Below are 15,928 nucleotides of genomic sequence, written 5' to 3'. Positions count from 1 at the left end.
ACATGTTAGGTACGCGCGCCCACAACGCCAAGCCCTTGACGGGGACTGCCGTCGGGAAATGGGGAAGATCGCTCCACCGGGGGGTCGGGCCGTCGCATGCCCGAGCGGGGACGTCGATTCCGACTGTCGGGATCATGGAGTGCATGCGTGCCTTGGTCACGACAGGCGCGTATGTGTGAGCGTGAGGGGTTCTCAGGGTGGAGGACCGAGTTCGCGGCGTCAGAGGTGGGTGAAGTACCTGCGAGCGGCGATGCCGTCGCGGGTCATTGCCCGCATCGCCGCCTCGGTCGGCTGCCGGCGCCGGTCCGCCGACGGCATCCGTGCCATGTGGTTCCCTTCGCTCCGCGTGGCGCGCCGGGAAGTCGGCCGGGGCCGGCCGGATCAGGAGAGCTGATCGGGCCGGCCCCGCCGTGGACATCGCCCCACCGGTGCCGTCAGTCGCTGTAGACGCCGACCTCGTGGAGTGAATAGCCCCTCTGCGTGCCGCGCTCCAGCCCCTGGATCCGCACGTAGCGCGCCGGAGTTCCGGCGAACCGCGCCGTGTCCAGGCCGCCGTCACCAGTGGTCGTGGACCAGGCCGTCTGCCAGTTCGTGCCGTCGGCCGACAACTCGACGCGGTACGACTTCCCGTACGCCGCCTCCCAGTCGAGGGTGACGCGCTTGATCAGGTTCGCGGATCCGAGGTCGATCCGCAGCCACTGGTCGTTGTTCCACTCGCTGGCCCAGCGGGTGCCCCTGTCGCCGTCCACGGCCCGGCCGGGCGCGAAGCTGACGAACGGGTTCCACCACTCCGACGTGGACGCCGTGGCGGCCGCGCCCGAGGCCAGGTTCACCCCGGAATTGTGCCGTTCGGAGTTCCCCCAGGTGCGGAGGTAGGTCTCGGCGCCCGCGAAGAGGTCGTCCACGACTTTCTGGCCGCCGACGATCCGGACGTCCTCGATCCAGTCCGGGACCATGCCGTAGTGCGCCGCGCCACTGGTGTTGAAATCCCAAGTACGCTCGCCGGTGGTCTGCTTGTCGATCACCGAGCCGCCGTCCGTGCTGCGGAACGGGTACTTCACCGGGTTCGGGGTGTCCCCGCCCCGCGGGGACGGCCAGCCGCCGACACCGTTCATGTCGGTGCCGTAACCGTAGCCGACCCCGTACTTCTCGCGCAGTGCGTCCGTGCGCTCGGCTTCCGCGCTGAACGCCTCCGATCCGCTCATGTACTGGCTGATGAACCCGCCGAGCTTGTAGAGCCGCTCGGTCCAGCCCGGGTCCATCCAGCTGTGCGAGGAGATGACGCCCGGGTACGACTCGGATTCGAGGATGTCGAAGGTCTGACCCGCGGCCTTGACGCTCATGTGGTCTATCTCCAGCATCATCTTGCGCTTCATCATGCCGCGCACCGTGTACTCACCCAGGTCGGTCAGCCCGCGGGTGTTGCACTGCGCACCCGAGGGGTACGAGGGGACGGCCACCCCCGCCGGCAGTTGCTTCTCCGCCGCCGACGCCGCGTTGCCGATCGGGTTGTCGTGCTGCGGGCCGCGGCAGGTCTCCGTGTTCCAGAAGGTGCCGGTCGACAGGAACTGGCCGACGTTGATCGCGGTGCCGAGGGCGCCCTGGTCGAAGCGGACCCCGCAGAGCGCGTTGTCGAACTTGTGGCACAGGAACATGCTGCGCACGCCCAGCTTGTACAGCTCGTCCAGGCCGCGGTCGATGTCCGCCTTGCTGCACTGCGCGACGTCCAGGATCTGCTTGCAGCCGAAGGGCTCGGAGGTCTCGACGCCCAGGACGACGGCGAGCTTGCCCTGCTTGATCACCTCGCGGGCCTGCGCGCTGTCGGTGACGATGCGGAACCAGCCCTTGCCCGGGCCGCCGTACATCTTGTCGATGAAGGCCTGCATGTCGTACGACTTCTGTGCCTCGAGACGGATGGCGGTCATCTCGTCGCAGCTGCGGTCCTTGAAGAAGTAGACCGAGCAGATCAAGCCGTTGGTGACCAGGTCGTTGACGAGGACCCTCTGGCCGCCGCGCCAGGCCCGCTCGATCCAGGCGTAGTAGTTCTGCTGGTGTGTCAGCGAGTCGTAGGCGGGCCAGTCCTTGAAGGTCGGCCACCCGTTGGGGTCGTGCTTGCCGTCGCCGCCCTTGGTGATGAAGTCGAAGATGGCGAGCGTGCCGTCGGGGTAGTGCTCGGGGCAGTCCTTCAGCGCGTCGGCGACGCCCTGCTCCGAGAACGGCTTGCCGCAGATGAGCCGGCCGCCGAAGCCCTCGTTGGACATGATGTGGTCGTGGGCGTCGACGAAGCCCCTCACGCGCCCCTGGGCGTCGGTGCCCTTGAAGGGCTCGCCCGTGACGTTGATCTGCGAGTCGGGCGTGGGCCGCGCGGCCGGGGTCCACCAGCCAGGCTCCGCCGCGGAGTTGGGCATCGGACCGAGTACCAGGGCCATCACGGTGAGGAGCAGTGACACCACCGCGAGGGATCCGCGTCTGCGGCGCAGAGGTTGAACCATGATCATCACACAGTCCTTAAATGTGATATGGGCTCATGTTCCGCTCATTACGTTAGGCAAACGCGCCCGCAACGCCAACCCCTTGACGGGGGTTCGTCAGGAAATGGGGAAGATCGCTCCACCGGGGGCAGGGCCGAGCTGCGGGTATGCCGGTTGGGGTGAGACCGGCATGCCTCGGGATTCTCACCGCACCTGGCTTCTGTGGAAGTCCAGCGCGGCATGAGCGCGTTCCGGCCCTGGCCGAAGTGGTTGTGCATCGCCGTCGGCGGGGCTGCCCGTCAGATGGCGTCGGCGGAGTCGGGTGAAGGCGGTGGGGTTGGGGCGGTGCGGGAGGAACTCCTTGATGCGCTGTGCGCATTCGCGTGGGCTTGCCGTGCTGGTGTCGCACTCCAGGTCGTAGTCGCCGTGGACGTGGACCAGGTCGTATTGGTGTGCCGCGAGGCCCGGCGGGCGGTCGCCCCGGGCCGACTCGCGGCGGGCCAGCTCCTCCAGCGAGCAGTGGACGCCGACAAACAGTACGTCCTCGGGTGGCAGCAACGTCAGGCAGTCGAGTAGTCGCCACGGCTCGCTCAGCACATGGTCGACCACGATGTCGTTGCCCACCTCGGCCATGGCCGCAATCGAGCGATGGAAGCCCATCCTGGTCCGCCGCAGCGCGGCGTCGAGCTCCTCCGTCCCGAGCTCCCGCTTGCTGCGCATCGCGTTGAAGCTGTCGACTGCCAAGTGGAAGAAGACGCCGTCGTCCAGGATGTCCAGTAGCTCCCGGGCGATGCTCGACTTCCCTGAACTGGAGGTGCCATTGAGGAAGATGATCCGACCAGATGTCATATCGGCATGGTCACACGGTGCCGCTCCGGCTCCGTGTTGAGGGGATCTCAGTGGAGCTCGGCGCCCCGTGAAGTGTTGTACCCCTGCTCTTCGTCGAGACAGGTCTTGATGAAGTTCTCGAGGTTTCAGTTCATGCGGGATCCTGTCCCGGTCGCGAGGCCTGGCCCGCTGGTACCTCTCCTGACGAGTCGGCGAGGAACGCCACGCCCGGTCGGGTCGGGTCGGGTCAGGTCGAAGGCGGAGCGGCGGGTGGCCAGGCCGGCGACTCCTCGCGTGCCAGCCCTATGCACGCGTCCGCCAACTCGGTGACGAAGATCGAGGGAAGGACGTCCCACGAGCGCGCCTCGATCGCATCGGAGTACGAGACGGTCTTCCAGGCGACCGACTCGACCAACCTTCCGTATTTTTCGGGATGTTCGCCCGGGAGTCCCAACGCGACGGCCACCCAGGGAAGGGCGGCCTCCACATCCAGGTAGTCCCACCACTCGGCGTCGTCCCAGGTGCAAAATCTCGCCTTCACCTGCGCGTCCCAGGCGTCGTGGCACAGGCGCGTCACCACGGCGCGCACGCGATCGCTCGCCGACAGGCCCTCGACCGGCACGGCTTCCAACGCCGCGTGGGCCCTGCGGATCGCGTCGACGTCGTCCCGAAAATCGTTCCATTTACTGCGGAGCACCTCGCGCAGCGGTTCCGGGGATATGGCGGCCTTCCGGGTGGGCCGGAACGCCTTGCCGTCCTGAGGGGGACCCCAGAGGCCGCCGTGGCCGCCGTGGTGTCCATATGGTTCGAAGCCGTGCTCGGCGAGCACCCGGCCCAGCAGGGCATCGCGCCAACCGAGCGAACACGCGCCGCTCAAGCCGCGGATCACCGCCATCTGATCGACCGTGACCATCATGTCCAGCGGTTCCTCCGTCGTGTCCTCGCACACCCTCAGCCACGCGTGGAGAACCGCGGTGCGGAACTCTTCGTCCGTCTCCAGCATCGGCCGCCGCGCCTGCGGCAGCAGCATCTCGTACGTCTCGTTCCATAGCGCCCGGCTCCCCATGGGATCCATCCTGGCGAGCCGGCCATGGTCCGAACAAGAAATATCCGGATCACGCGAACGGCGTCGGAGCCCCTGCGGATCCCGGGCGAGGACCACCGGCGCCGCCTCCGCGTTCACCACAGGGTCACCAATGCCCTGGCGGCGGGCTCAGACCTGACCGTTTGCGAAGTACGCGGCCGCCTTCGGGTCCACCGGGGCGACGTCGATGGGCCTTCCCCCGTCGCGCAGCGACACGGTGGCCGCGTAGCCGGCGGCCACCGCCTCGCGGGCGGCCACCGGCGAGGTGACGGTGGCCCCGCCCTCCCGTACGAACTCCAGGAACTCCGCGACCAGCACCGGATCGGCGCCACCGTGCGTGCCGGGCGGGGTGTGGACGCGCACCACCACATCCGCTTCGGCACGGTATCCGGTGCGCCGGTTCCACACTCGGACCTCCGCGCCCTCGGTGTCGCCGAAGTTCTCGAGCCGCCCCTCGGTGCCGATCACGGTGTAGTTGCGCCAGGAGTCCGGTGTGTAGTGGCACTGCTGGTAGCTCGCGAAAACACCGTTGTCCAGCTGCATCTGCATCATGCTCAGGTCTTCCACGTCCACCACCGGGTTGAGACCGGTCTGGCTGAGCGGCGGCCAGTTGTCCATCGAGAGCCACTCGGTCATCCGCTCCCCGGTGCGGTCGCGGCGCGAGCCGATGTCGCCGTAGACCGTCAGTCCGCCCATGGCATTGACCCGCCGGGTGTACCCGCCGGCCAGCCAGTGGATGACGTCGAGGTCGTGAGCTCCCTTCTGCAGCAGCAGCCCGGTGGTATTGCGTCGGTCGGCGTGCCAGTCCTTGAAGTACCAGTCCCCACCGTTGCCGACGAAGTGGCGACACCAGACCGCCTTGACCTCGCCGATGGCCCCGCTGGTGATCAGCTCACGGATGGCCACCACGACCGGCATGTGCCGCATGTTGTGGCCGACGTACAACGGCGTCCGGTGCTCCTGGGCCGCAGCGAGCAGCCGGTCGCAGCCCTCGGTGGTGATCGCCATCGGCTTGTCCAGGAAGACCGGGATCCCGGCCGCGAGGAAGTCCAGGCCGATCTGCTCGTGCGTGCGGTCCGGGGTCAGCACGAACACGCCGTCAAGCCCGGCATCGAGCAGCTCGAGATGGTCCGTGGTGGTCCTGACCCGGGTGCCGAAGCGCTCCTCGGCGCGCGCCAGAATCCGCGGGTCGCGATCGCAGGCCGCAACCACCAGCGAGCCCGAGCCGGGCCGATGAGCCAACTCGACCAGATCACTACGAGCGCCCAACCCGATGACGCCGAGCCTGGTGTCGTCCAACGCGCTGTCCTTTCGGAGGGATTTCGGGGAGTTGCGGTTGCCGCCGGCCAAGGTGATGCCCTGGAAGAAGTGCCACTCGGGCAGCATGCGGGCAACGCTCACCGACGTGGAGGCCATGGGCGACCCGGCGGTCGGCATCGCCGGAGGAGGGCTGCCTTGGAACCTGGCGAGAGGGGCCATCGGCGGCAAGGACCGTGCGGAGGCGATGGCCCGCCACCGCGCTGCAAGGCTTGGTTGTTGGTCCCTGTCGCGGACCTCGTAGTCGAGCCGGACCGGGAGATGCCCTGCTGCTCTGCCGAATGTACATGGAGACATCCCATCCGCGCTACGATGGAAGGGCGATAAATCAGATACATATCGAACCCTCAAGCTGGAACCGTGCCAACTTCCCCGGGCTCCATGCGCGGGTTGCGAGGGTTCAAGGTGGTTGTCCAAGGACTGTGTCACGGCCGGACGAGAGCAATACCGCGTAGTCACGGTCAGGTGGTGCGGTGCGATCGGGACGAGCAAGGTCTTCGGGCTGCCGGATCCTGGCACCATGGATCTGAATGTGATTCACTGATTACGAAGCGTATGATGTATCCGAAACATATGTCGGCATCGAGGCCGGGTCGACAGACCAGCGGCCCAAGAGGGAAGCGAGAGAGAGTCGTTGACCCACTCAGAGAAGATCTCCGCGCCCACGCAGTCGACGGGCACGGTGCGGGGTTACCGCCCCGGATACGAGGTCGCGGCCGAACGGGTCCTCGAATACGTCGTCCAGGCGGGACTTCAGCCCGGTGACCGGCTGCCCACGGAGAAGGACCTGGCCGACGAGGTGAAGATGAGCCGGACCGTGGTGCGGGAGGCGGTGAAGATCCTCTCGGCCCTGGGGCGGCTGTCCGTGCAAAAGGGCCGCGGCATCTACGTGGCCGAGCCCGAGCAGTCCTCCTGGCAACAGTCGCTCGCCAACTTCCTGCCCGCGGACCTTCGGCAGGTCGACGAACTCTTCGAGTTCCGCCGCCATCTGGAGACCACCGCCGCGAATCTGGCCGCGCAGCGAGCCGCTCCCGCGCAGGTCAAGGCGATACGCGAAGCCGCACGGCAGTCCGCCCATGCGGCACAGCAGGGCGACATCGATGCTTTCACCCGCGCCGACGACGCCTTTCACACCGGCATCGCGGCCGCTGCCGCCAACATGTTCTTCGTCTCCACCGTCGACGCGATGCGACGTCTGCAGCAGCAGGTCATGGCCATCGGACTGGCCGGCGTCGCCGGCGGATCCCTGCAAGTGGCCGCGGAGCAGCACGAGGCCATCGCGGAAGCCATCGCCGGCGGAGAAACCGGCCGCGCCGAAACGCTGATGGCCGAACACATCGACATGACCGCCCGGCAATTCCAGCAGGAGATCTGGCGCCGCGTCGTACCGAGCGACGACAGCCGCCCCTGAGCAAGCGCGCGTGCTTGGGTGTTCGGCCAATTGCGCAGCGCCACCGCGCCGTTCGGCCCACCGCCTGCGGAGCGATCCCGGGTGGGTCGTGCGGGCGTCTCGTACCCGATCGGACCGCGGTGCCGCTCGATCACCTCGCGAAAGCGTGGAACTTCCCGGTCGGCTCTCCCGCGCCGCGCCGGCCGGCGCGTCGTAGTCGCAGCTCGTGAGGCGGGCCGGTAGTCGGCCTCACCACGATTGGCGCCCTCCCACCAGCCGAAGTTCGTGCCGCAGTGCCCCCTGGAGACGTTCACCGAGGCGCATGGGGCAAGCATCCGGTCCGGCTCCGCGGCGGCTTCGCGTGGGTCGCGGACGTGCATGGAGAACTCCTCTGGTGGGGCAGGATCGATTGAGCGGTCATGAGCGCACGGCGTAGCGCGAGATGGATCGGATACATACCGGATCCAGGAAATCGAACCGTGCCGACGTTCCTGAAGACCCGTCGCAGGTGGGAAGGGGCGACACCAGTCGCCTGAACCCCTCCCTCGCACCGACGTCGAGGCGGAAGAACCCGACCGAGACGGGGAAGAGTCTCGGGTTACCGAACCTGGCGTCGGAATTTTTGATGTGATTTACTGATCCAGCGTCGCATCATATATCCGAGACATATGATGGCCGCCAGGGCCGGAATGTGACGACGGGCAGCCTCAGGGAGCAAGTGAGGGAGTGTCGTTGCCCCCTCAGAGCACGTCTCCGCGCCCGGGTACGAGGTCGCTGCCCTACGCATCCTCGACCATGCCGTCCGGGTGGGACTCCAGCCCGGCGACGACAGCCACTCAGGATCCCCGGGCCTCTAGCCGTGAAGGACATCCATGCAAATCATCGATGTGACTGTGGAATTGGTCGATCTGCCCGCTCAGCCGCCTTTCCGATGGCGCGCCGGGCTTCCGGGCTCGGAGCCGGCGGTGGTGGGCGGAATCCTGCGCGTCCACACGGACGAGGGCCTGGTGGGCGAGGCGCACACGAGGCGCGGGCTGATCGTCGCCGACCTGGTCGCCCGTCGTATCCGCGAGGACCTCGTCGGTCGCGATCCAATGATGCGCGAGCTGCTGTGGCAACGGCTGTGGGAACTGGACCGCATCGAGGAGCTTCCGATCTATGCCCTCGGTCTGGTCGACGTGGCGTTGTGGGACCTGGCCGGCAAGGCGACCGGGCAACCGGTCCACCGACTGCTGGGCACCTACCGCGAAGCCATCCCCGCCTACGCGAGCACGGTCACCTTCGGCAGCGTCGAGGAGTACCTCGACGTCGCCACCCAGTGCCTGGAACTGGGCTATGTCGGCATCAAGCTGCACGCCTGGGGCGACCCGAAGGCGGACGCGGAACTGTGCCGGAAGCTACGGGCGCACGTCGGCGACGACGTCCCACTCATGTACGACGGCTCGGCCGGGTTCGACCTCGCCGACTCGATCCAACTCGGTCACGTCCTGTCCGAGGCCGGCTACCTCTGGTACGAGGAGCCGATGCGCGAGTTCAGCGTGACCGCCTACCGCCGGCTGGCCGAACGAGTCGAGGTCCCGCTGCTGGTCGCGGAGACCTCCGACGGCGCGCACATGAACGTCGGCGACTTCATCGCGGCCGGCGCCGCAGGCCGGGTCAGGACGAGTGCGCAGTACAAGGGCGGAATCACCGGGGCCATGCGCATCGCACACCTGGCCGACAGCTACCAACTACGAGCCGAAGTGCACGGCACCGGAGTGGTCAACGCCCACCTGTGCATGGCGATCCCCAACACCACCTACTACGAATCCCTGGTCTACACCAACCCCGTGCAGCGCGAGCCGGCGGTCGGCGCCGACGGGCTCGTCCACGCGCCGACAGCCCCGGGCATCGGCTTCGACCAACCGGGCTGGTGACGAGTTCGCAAGTGGTCGCCGCAGGCGACAACAGGGAGGGCGGGCGCAGGTGCGCCCGCCCTCCCTGTTGTCGCCTGCCTGCCACGACGATCCGCGTCAGCGGCAGCCTTCGTCGTCGGCGTGCGGTCCGGTGAGTGGGCGCAGCAGACGTTGGAACCGTTGTCCCCGCGGCCGGGCCGGGTGCTTGGAGCTCGGCTGCGGCAGGCCGGCACGGCCGGCTTCGTCCCTGTCGCCGGCGGCGTGGCCGTCGCCCGGTGCGGTGTGAGCGCGCACGATGGCGAGACGGCACAACGGGGCGGGGGCTTCCACAGCCCCCACCCCGTTGTGCCGCTCCGCCGGTCAGCCCTTCGTCGCTCCGCCGGTGAGGCCTTTGACGAACTGCTTCTGGAAGACCAGGAAGAACACCAGGATGGGCAGCGTCGCCAGGAACATGAGGGCGAACACCGTGCCGTAGTCCGCCTGGTGTTCGCCGATGGCGCGATAGATGCCGACGGTCACCGTGGTCCCGGTGGCCGGGCCCAGGATGATCAGCGGGTTGAGGAAGTCGTTCCAGATCCAGACGCCGAGGAAGATCAGCACGCTGGACGATGCCGGTCGCATCAGGGGAAAGACCACCTGCCAGAAGGCACGGAACGCACCGGCCCCGTCGATGGCCGCCGCCTCCTCGATTTCGCGGGGGATCGTCTTGGCGAAGCCGGCGAAGACGAAGACTCCGAACGGCATGTAGTAGCCGACGTACGCCAGGACCAGACCGGGCACGGTGCTCATCAGGCCGAGCGTCCTGAGCACTTCGGTGATCGGGGTGAGGATGACCGCCGGCGGCACCATGAGGCCGCACAGCAGCGCGACCATGGCGATCTTGGCCAGGACACCGTTCGACCGGGCGAGGTAGTGGCCGAGCATGGCGGAGATCGCGGTGACGATGAGGATGGAGATCACGGTGACCTCCGTGCTGTTCATCAATCCGTACCAGAAGAGATGGTCCGGTCGGGACAGCACGCTCTGGATGTTGTCCAAGGTCGGCGGGGCCGGGAGACCCACCGGGTTCGACACGATCGCCGAACCGTCCTTGAAGACATTGACCAGCACGAGGTAGATCGGCAGGAAGAACAGGATGCCTGCGAGCAGCGCGGCAGCCGGACGGAGCCAAGCCCTGGGTTTGTTCATGATCAGGAAGACACCTCGCGTTTTTGCAACAGACCGAGCGCGACCACCGACACGACCGCGACCATGGCCAGCATCGCCACGGCCATCGCAGAGGCGTAGCCGATGTGGTTGCCGTTGAACGCGGTCTGTACCACCTCGAAGGCGAGGGTGGATGTGGTGCCTGGGCCGGGGCCGCCGTTGGTGAGGACCTGGACCTGGTCGTATGCCTTGAACCCGCCGATCAGCGACATGACCGTATTGATGGTGACGGCGGGCGCCAGCATCGGCCAGGTCACATGACGGAACCGCATCAGTGGTCCGCAGCCGTCGATCGATGCCGCCTCCTGCAACTCCTGCGGGATTCCCTGAAGCCCCGCCAGGTAGATGACCACGCAGAATCCGAGCCCTTGCCAGGCGATGACCCACGAGACCGTGTAGAGGGCGAGATTCGGGTCGGAGAGCCATCCCGGCGGATCACTCATCCCCAGCTGACGCAACATGGAATTGAGCAGGCCGTCGTCGACGAGAATCGCCTGCCAGATGACGCTGACCACCACAGCGCTCAGGACGACCGGGACGAAGAACACGCTGCGGAGCACGTTGTACAGCCAGCCGCGTCGATCAAGGAGCAGGGCGATGGCAAGCCCACCCACGTTGGTGGCGATGGTCACGATTACCGTGACGAGGGCGGTGTTCCCCAGCGCCGTGAGGAATTCGTCGTCCGAGGCAAGGCTCGTCAGATTGTCCGCCCCCACCCACCGGGTCGGTGGATTGAAAGGGTTCTTGTTGGTGAAGCTGTAACCGATCGTGATGCAGACGGGCACGAGCACGAGAGCCAGGTAGACCAGCAGGCCCGGCGCCGCGAAGAGGGTGAAGCGGCTCAGTTTGTCCCGCGAGCGCGCCCCCCGGGACCGATGCGGCGACCGCTTCGGCACGGTGGCCGGCGGCCCCTCACCTGCCACGCCCGAATTTTCGAGCGTGGCAGGAAAACGTGCCGGCCGGGTGAGGGTACGGATACGCATTACCGGGTGGCCTTGTCCCATTGCTCGTCCATGTAGGTACCGAATTGCGAGGCTGTCATGCGACCGCTGAGGAGATCCTGGACGCCTGCCGCGGCCTTGTCGGCCAGACCCGGCGGCAAGGAACCGTCGCCGGTCTCCTGGGAGAACGAGTTGACGATTCCATTGGCCGTCTGGGCCTGCCGATACGCCGCCACGGTCTCCTTGTAGACAGGTCCCATGTCGGCCGGGGCCGTGTAACCCTTGACGTCGATGATGAGCCCGTCGGCCTTGACGCCGGCGTTGAGGTTCTCCTCGTCTTCCATGAAGGCCTTCGCCCACGTCTTGGCGAGTTCCACGTCCGCCGCCTTGGAGCTCACCGTCATCCCGCCGCCCGTGGCGCTCGGAAGCGCCGGCGTTCCCTGGTCGGTGGGCCACGCGAACACACCCGTGTCGAAGCTCGGCTTCTTCGTGTCGGCGGAGGCGGAGAACCAGCTGCCCATCGGGTACATCGCGCCCTTGCCGTCGCGGAAGGCCTGCTCGGTGTCCGAGTAGGAGCGGGACAGCCCCGCCCGGTCGATGTAGCCCTTGCCGGCCAGGTCGGCGACCTTTTGGGCGGCCGTCACGAAAGCCTTGTCGGTGAACTTGACTTTGCCCGCGGTGCGTTGTGACAGCCAGTCCGGCGTCTCCTTGTAGACCTCACTGGCCACGGTGCATATCAAGGGGAACATGTCGGCCCACGAGTCCTTGCCGCCACCGCCGACCACGAACGGATTGATTCCCTTCGCCTTCAACTTGGCGCTGTCGTCGAGCAGCTCGGCGTAGGTACGAGGCGGGGCATCGATACCGGCCTCGGCGAAATCGCTCTTGTTGTAGTAGACGAGCGTCGTCTGCGTGGCATAGGGCAGTTGGTAGACCTTCCCGCCGTACGTGTTGGCGCGGGGCTGGCTGTACTTCGCGAGGTCGGTGTCCGACCATTCCGCCAACTTGCCCGCCTGGGCGAATCCGGCAGGGTTCAGGCCGATCATGATGTCCGGGAACTGGCCCGTACTGTCCAACTGCTTCGCGTATCCGGTGCGGTCGGAGCTGGGTGCCACGAGCTTCTTGATGGTCACCCCGGGCACCTTCGCCGAGGCACGGGCTATCGCCGCATCCCAATACTTCGCATCGAGGTTGGGCGTTTCGAAGGTGAGGAAGGTCAGGGTGCGCTTGTCGCCTGATGACGCATTCCCACTGGTGCTGCCGGCCGTGCATCCGGTCAGTGCGAGCGCACCGGCGAGGGCGGCGGCCCCCAGGAGTTTCGAATTGCTTGTCATGTGTCTCTTCCCCTGCCCGTCGATGTCGGAGGCGATGGTGTGTCGGTGCCTGTGTCGTTACGATGACGAGATGGGGCCCGATCCCAACCGCCCGTCACATCCGTCCCATGGTTCGGACTCTTCCGAGAGTTCTCCTGCGCTCGGCGGCGACCGACCGAAAGCGCTCCGAGTCCGAAGGCCTTCGAGTATCGAAGTCCTCCGATGGCAGTGTCAAGAGATAAGACCCAACTATCCCGCCCTTCCTGGCTAATAGATGCGATACATCGGGGGTAGCTGGGGTTCTGGCCGGCGGCGCCGGGGTCGGCACCGAGGGAACTCATCGCTGCTCGCCGACCACGATGACGGCCTGCCGCGGCACCGACGGCCTGATGGAGCGCCTCGTCAGCCCGGGCGAACGCCGCGTCGTCGCACCCGGCAGCGCGCACCGACTACTGTGCGGCCTCGCACGTCTCCCCCAGTCGGACAGATGTGGCGCTCACTGCCGACGGCCGACCGGCCTCGACCTCAGCGAAGCGCCGGCGCTCGAACGCAGATAGATCCGAACTAAGTCTTGACTCGCTCGTCGGTCGGCTGCACGCTGGATCGCACTTGCGCCGGGCATCTTCCCGGAAGAGGCAAGGTATTTCATGTAGCTGCGGGAGCGCCCGCTCGACGCTTCTCGTCTGCTCGTACTCCTTTGAAGAGTACGAACTATGTGGGGGGACACCGTCGGTCGTCCCCCACGCGGGACTCCGACCCCATGCAGGCTGCAGCACGAACGATCAGCACTTACACGCTTCGTCGAGATCTGCTTCACCGAGGGGAAAATATGGACAGACGCCGATTTCTGATCGTCAGTAGCCTGAGTTCGGTCGCGACGGTGGGGACGATGGGGCTTGCGGCCTCCCCCGCTCAGGCGGTGCAGGCAACCACCGATGGGGTGTCCACCGATGGGGCGTCCCAATCGCATCGGATCACCGCGGGCTTCCTGTCGGTGGGCGTCGACAGCCGTGGTCGGGTGAACAGCCTGTTGGATCTGCGCAGCGGCACCGACTATCTGGCGGCGGGCACTTCGGTGCCGCTGGTCAGTGTGGTGGCCGATGGCCGACAAGAGGCTCCTACCCAGGTGAGGGTCTCGCCGCGTGACCGGCGAGTGCTGGTGTTCACCGGCGAGAAGGTGACGATCGAAGTGAAGGTCGTCAGTTTTCCGACGTACTCCACACTCGAGGTGACCGGCTTGACCGCGGCCCCGGGTGTGGACGTGCAGACATTGCTGTGGGGGCCGCTGCCGACGAAGATCACCCAGACGATCGGTGAGACCGTCGGGATGGTCAGCGACGACAATGTCGTCGTGGGGGTGCGCCCGCTCAACGACAAGACCGTGGGCGGGTGGCCGAACGAGCACCTCGCCTACGGGTTCGGCCCGGATCTCGTCTGGAATCCGTACGGCCTGCAGACCGGCGAGAAGGACGAGTGGCTGGCGAGCAATGTCGCGGCGAAGACGAAGTGGGGCAGCGTGCTGCGCGCCACCACCTACGACTACAGCCGAGAACGGGTCCGGCAGCGCACCAATGGGTACGAGATCCCGCTCGGACCGCTGCCCGGGCCGGAAGGTCGGATCGTCGGGTCGAAGATCGCGCTGTTCGGCAGTGCGCCGGATCTGTCCCTCACCGTGCTGAGTCAGATCGCCCAGGAGCACGGCCAGGCATACCCGACCCTCGACGGCCAGTGGCAAAAGGCGGCCCAGCGCACCTCGCAGTCCCACTTCTGGGTCCACGATCTCAACACGAGCAATGTCACCGCTGCCGGCCGGTACGCCCGGCAGGCCGGGGTCAGGAACATCTACGCCATCGCCGGCGACGGGCCCTGGGTGTCGCACGGGCACTACCAGTTCAACGGCGCGTTCGGCGGATCCGACGCGGCAGCGGCCCAGTTGGTGGCCACCGCGGCGAAGGAGGGCATCGAGGTCGGCGTGCACACCCTGTCCGACTTCATCGACGCCCACGATCCGTATGTGAAGGCCCCGGCCGACGCGCGGCTGTCAGTGGGAGGAAGCGTCGGGCTGACCCGACCGCTCGGCTCGTCGGACACCACGCTGTACGTGGACGCCGACCGCCCGCTGGGACCCGGCGTCGACGGCCAACGACTGAGGATCGGCGACGAGTTCATCACTTACGGCACCGTCACCAAGATCAGCGGCACCGAGTGGCAGGTAAGCAATTTGGCGCGGGCGCAATGGGGATCGGCCGCGCAGTCCTGTCCGGCCGGCACCCGTGCCACCCGGCTCATCCAGAACGGCTACGGCGGCGCGATGGGCGGCCTGCCGATCATCGACGAGATAGCCATCCGGCTGGCCGGCGCGTACAACGCCACCGGCATCCGGGCCACGTCCTACGACGGGTTGGAATCGGCGGGCTACACCGGGTGGGGCGGCTACGGCTTCGCGCATCTGGTCAACGGCGTCCACCGGCGGCTCGACTCCGAGGAGTTCGTCACCGAATGCAGCAACCTCTCGTCCAACACCTGGGACGCCCAGTCCCGGGCCAGTTGGGGCGAGATCGGAAGGACGGACTACGCCCAGATCCTCCGCAGCAACACGTTCTACCGCGCCAACTGTCTGCCCGGAATGATGGGGCAACAGGGGTTCTCCGGCGGCGACAGCCTTCAGAAGATCGAAATCACCATGGCGCGCGCGGCGTCCCTGAACGCCGGCATCAACTTCGAGACCAGCGTGCAGAGTCTCGCTTCCGGAGCGAACACCGCCGCGTTGCTTCAAGCGGTCAGGACTTGGGAGTCCGCGCGCGGCGTCGGCGCCTTCACGGCCGAACAGAAGAAGCAGTTGGGCGACCCGAACACCTACTGGCACTTGAGCGAGGTGACGCCACATCAGGAATGGTCGCTCCAGCAGGTGGACTCGTCCGGTCAGCCGATCGGTGAGCCGCAGCGGGCCAAGGCGCCGACGCCAGGCTTCATCACACCCGAGCCGCCCGATGCCCAGGTCGGTGTCTTGTACGCGTTCAAGGTGACCTCGAGCACGCCACAGACGGTCCGCTACGAAGTCACGTCCGGCGATCTTCCGCCCGGACTCACCCTCAACAAGGACACCGGCGGCATCACGGGCGTGCCTCGCGCCAAGGGCACCAGCAAGTTCACCATCACGGCCCGCAACGGTGGGGACATCGCCGACGCCAAGATCACCTACCGGGTGAAGACCACGCCGCCGAGGTAAGCGTGATGGTGCCTCGCTGTCGGTGATCCACCGGAAACGCGAAGGGCTGCCGTCTCACGGCGGTTGCCGGCGGTCGTCGGGCAGCCCGCCCCGGCGAGGTGGTGTGCATCGGACCGAACCATCGCGACCACGCCCGGGAGGTGGACGCGCGAACTCGCCCCGACCGCCCCCGGGTTCTCCGCGCGCATGCGCCCCGAATCGCTTGCCGCGTACGCCTTTCCCGAGGGCGCGGCCCGGTCTCGGCACTCGGAGGT

Annotated in this window: 10 protein-coding genes and 1 pseudogene; 3 read left to right on the top strand and 8 right to left on the bottom strand. The window is 67.1% G+C overall.

What is annotated here, in order from left to right:
• Positions 1-249 precede the first annotated feature (249 nt).
• The 5 genes and pseudogenes from OG928_RS44900 to OG928_RS44880 form a co-directional block, all read right to left on the bottom strand.
• Positions 250-327 (bottom strand): annotated as a pseudogene (locus OG928_RS44900) (TetR/AcrR family transcriptional regulator); the annotation flags it as partial.
• Between the two features lie 107 nt (positions 328-434).
• Positions 435-2,498, bottom strand: a complete 2,064-nt coding sequence (locus tag OG928_RS44895) for a discoidin domain-containing protein (protein WP_331767788.1) — start codon at positions 2,496-2,498, stop codon at positions 435-437.
• A 177-nt stretch (positions 2,499-2,675) separates the two neighbouring features.
• Positions 2,676-3,320 carry a phosphotransferase-like protein gene (locus OG928_RS44890; RefSeq protein WP_331767787.1) on the bottom strand — a complete coding sequence of 215 codons (645 nt, stop codon included), beginning with the start codon at positions 3,318-3,320 and terminating at the stop codon, positions 2,676-2,678.
• 226 nt (positions 3,321-3,546) lie between these two features.
• Positions 3,547-4,365 (bottom strand): hypothetical protein, encoded by an 819-nt coding sequence (locus tag OG928_RS44885; RefSeq protein ID WP_331767786.1) that lies wholly within the window; start codon positions 4,363-4,365, stop codon positions 3,547-3,549.
• A 147-nt stretch (positions 4,366-4,512) separates the two neighbouring features.
• Entirely contained in the window at positions 4,513-5,682 is a 1,170-nt protein-coding gene (locus tag OG928_RS44880) for a Gfo/Idh/MocA family oxidoreductase (RefSeq protein ID WP_331768335.1), read from the bottom strand.
• Positions 5,683-6,334: 652 nt separating this feature from the next.
• On the opposite strand from OG928_RS44880, the gene OG928_RS44875 reads away from it, so the two are divergent.
• Positions 6,335-7,111, top strand: a complete 777-nt coding sequence (locus tag OG928_RS44875; RefSeq protein WP_331767785.1) for an FCD domain-containing protein — start codon at positions 6,335-6,337, stop codon at positions 7,109-7,111.
• Positions 7,112-7,962: 851 nt separating this feature from the next.
• Positions 7,963-9,006, top strand: a complete 1,044-nt coding sequence (locus tag OG928_RS44870) for an enolase C-terminal domain-like protein (protein WP_331767784.1) — start codon at positions 7,963-7,965, stop codon at positions 9,004-9,006.
• Positions 9,007-9,345: 339 nt separating this feature from the next.
• On the opposite strand, the gene OG928_RS44865 is transcribed toward OG928_RS44870, so the two are convergent.
• The 3 genes from OG928_RS44865 to OG928_RS44855 are packed head-to-tail and all read right to left on the bottom strand — an operon-like array spanning position 9,346 to position 12,466.
• On the bottom strand, positions 9,346-10,173 hold the full coding sequence (locus OG928_RS44865; protein ID WP_331767783.1) for a carbohydrate ABC transporter permease: 828 nt from the start codon (positions 10,171-10,173) through the stop codon (positions 9,346-9,348).
• Between the two features lie 2 nt (positions 10,174-10,175).
• A complete protein-coding gene (locus tag OG928_RS44860) occupies positions 10,176-11,174 on the bottom strand; it encodes a sugar ABC transporter permease (protein WP_331767782.1) in 999 nt (332 codons plus the stop codon).
• Positions 11,174-12,466, bottom strand: a complete 1,293-nt coding sequence (locus OG928_RS44855; RefSeq protein ID WP_331767781.1) for an extracellular solute-binding protein — start codon at positions 12,464-12,466, stop codon at positions 11,174-11,176. Before OG928_RS44855 ends, OG928_RS44860 begins: the two co-directional genes overlap by 1 nt.
• Positions 12,467-13,385: 919 nt before the next feature.
• On the opposite strand from OG928_RS44855, the gene OG928_RS44850 reads away from it, so the two are divergent.
• Complete coding sequence (locus tag OG928_RS44850; protein WP_406291887.1) at positions 13,386-15,674, top strand: Ig domain-containing protein; 2,289 nt, start codon at positions 13,386-13,388, stop codon at positions 15,672-15,674.
• The last annotated feature ends 254 nt before the right edge of the window (positions 15,675-15,928 follow it).

The sequence above is a fragment of the Embleya sp. NBC_00896 genome (assembly GCF_045207785.1).
Lineage (GTDB): Bacteria > Actinomycetota > Actinomycetes > Streptomycetales > Streptomycetaceae > Embleya.
Note: the sequence above shows the minus strand (reverse complement) of the source record. Positions and strands in the feature narration are given on the sequence as shown.

What these genes read in the sequence shown, in the direction of transcription:
- OG928_RS44895 (WP_331767788.1), bottom strand. Translation starts at nt 2,498, where the DNA reads ATGATCATGGTTCAACCTCTGCGCCGCAGACGCGGATCCCTCGCGGTG.
- OG928_RS44890 (WP_331767787.1), bottom strand. Translation starts at nt 3,320, where the DNA reads ATGACATCTGGTCGGATCATCTTCCTCAATGGCACCTCCAGTTCAGGG.
- OG928_RS44885 (WP_331767786.1), bottom strand. Translation starts at nt 4,365, where the DNA reads ATGGGGAGCCGGGCGCTATGGAACGAGACGTACGAGATGCTGCTGCCG.
- OG928_RS44870 (WP_331767784.1), top strand. Translation starts at nt 7,963, where the DNA reads ATGCAAATCATCGATGTGACTGTGGAATTGGTCGATCTGCCCGCTCAG.
- OG928_RS44865 (WP_331767783.1), bottom strand. Translation starts at nt 10,173, where the DNA reads ATGAACAAACCCAGGGCTTGGCTCCGTCCGGCTGCCGCGCTGCTCGCA.
- OG928_RS44860 (WP_331767782.1), bottom strand. Translation starts at nt 11,174, where the DNA reads ATGCGTATCCGTACCCTCACCCGGCCGGCACGTTTTCCTGCCACGCTC.
- OG928_RS44855 (WP_331767781.1), bottom strand. Translation starts at nt 12,466, where the DNA reads ATGACAAGCAATTCGAAACTCCTGGGGGCCGCCGCCCTCGCCGGTGCG.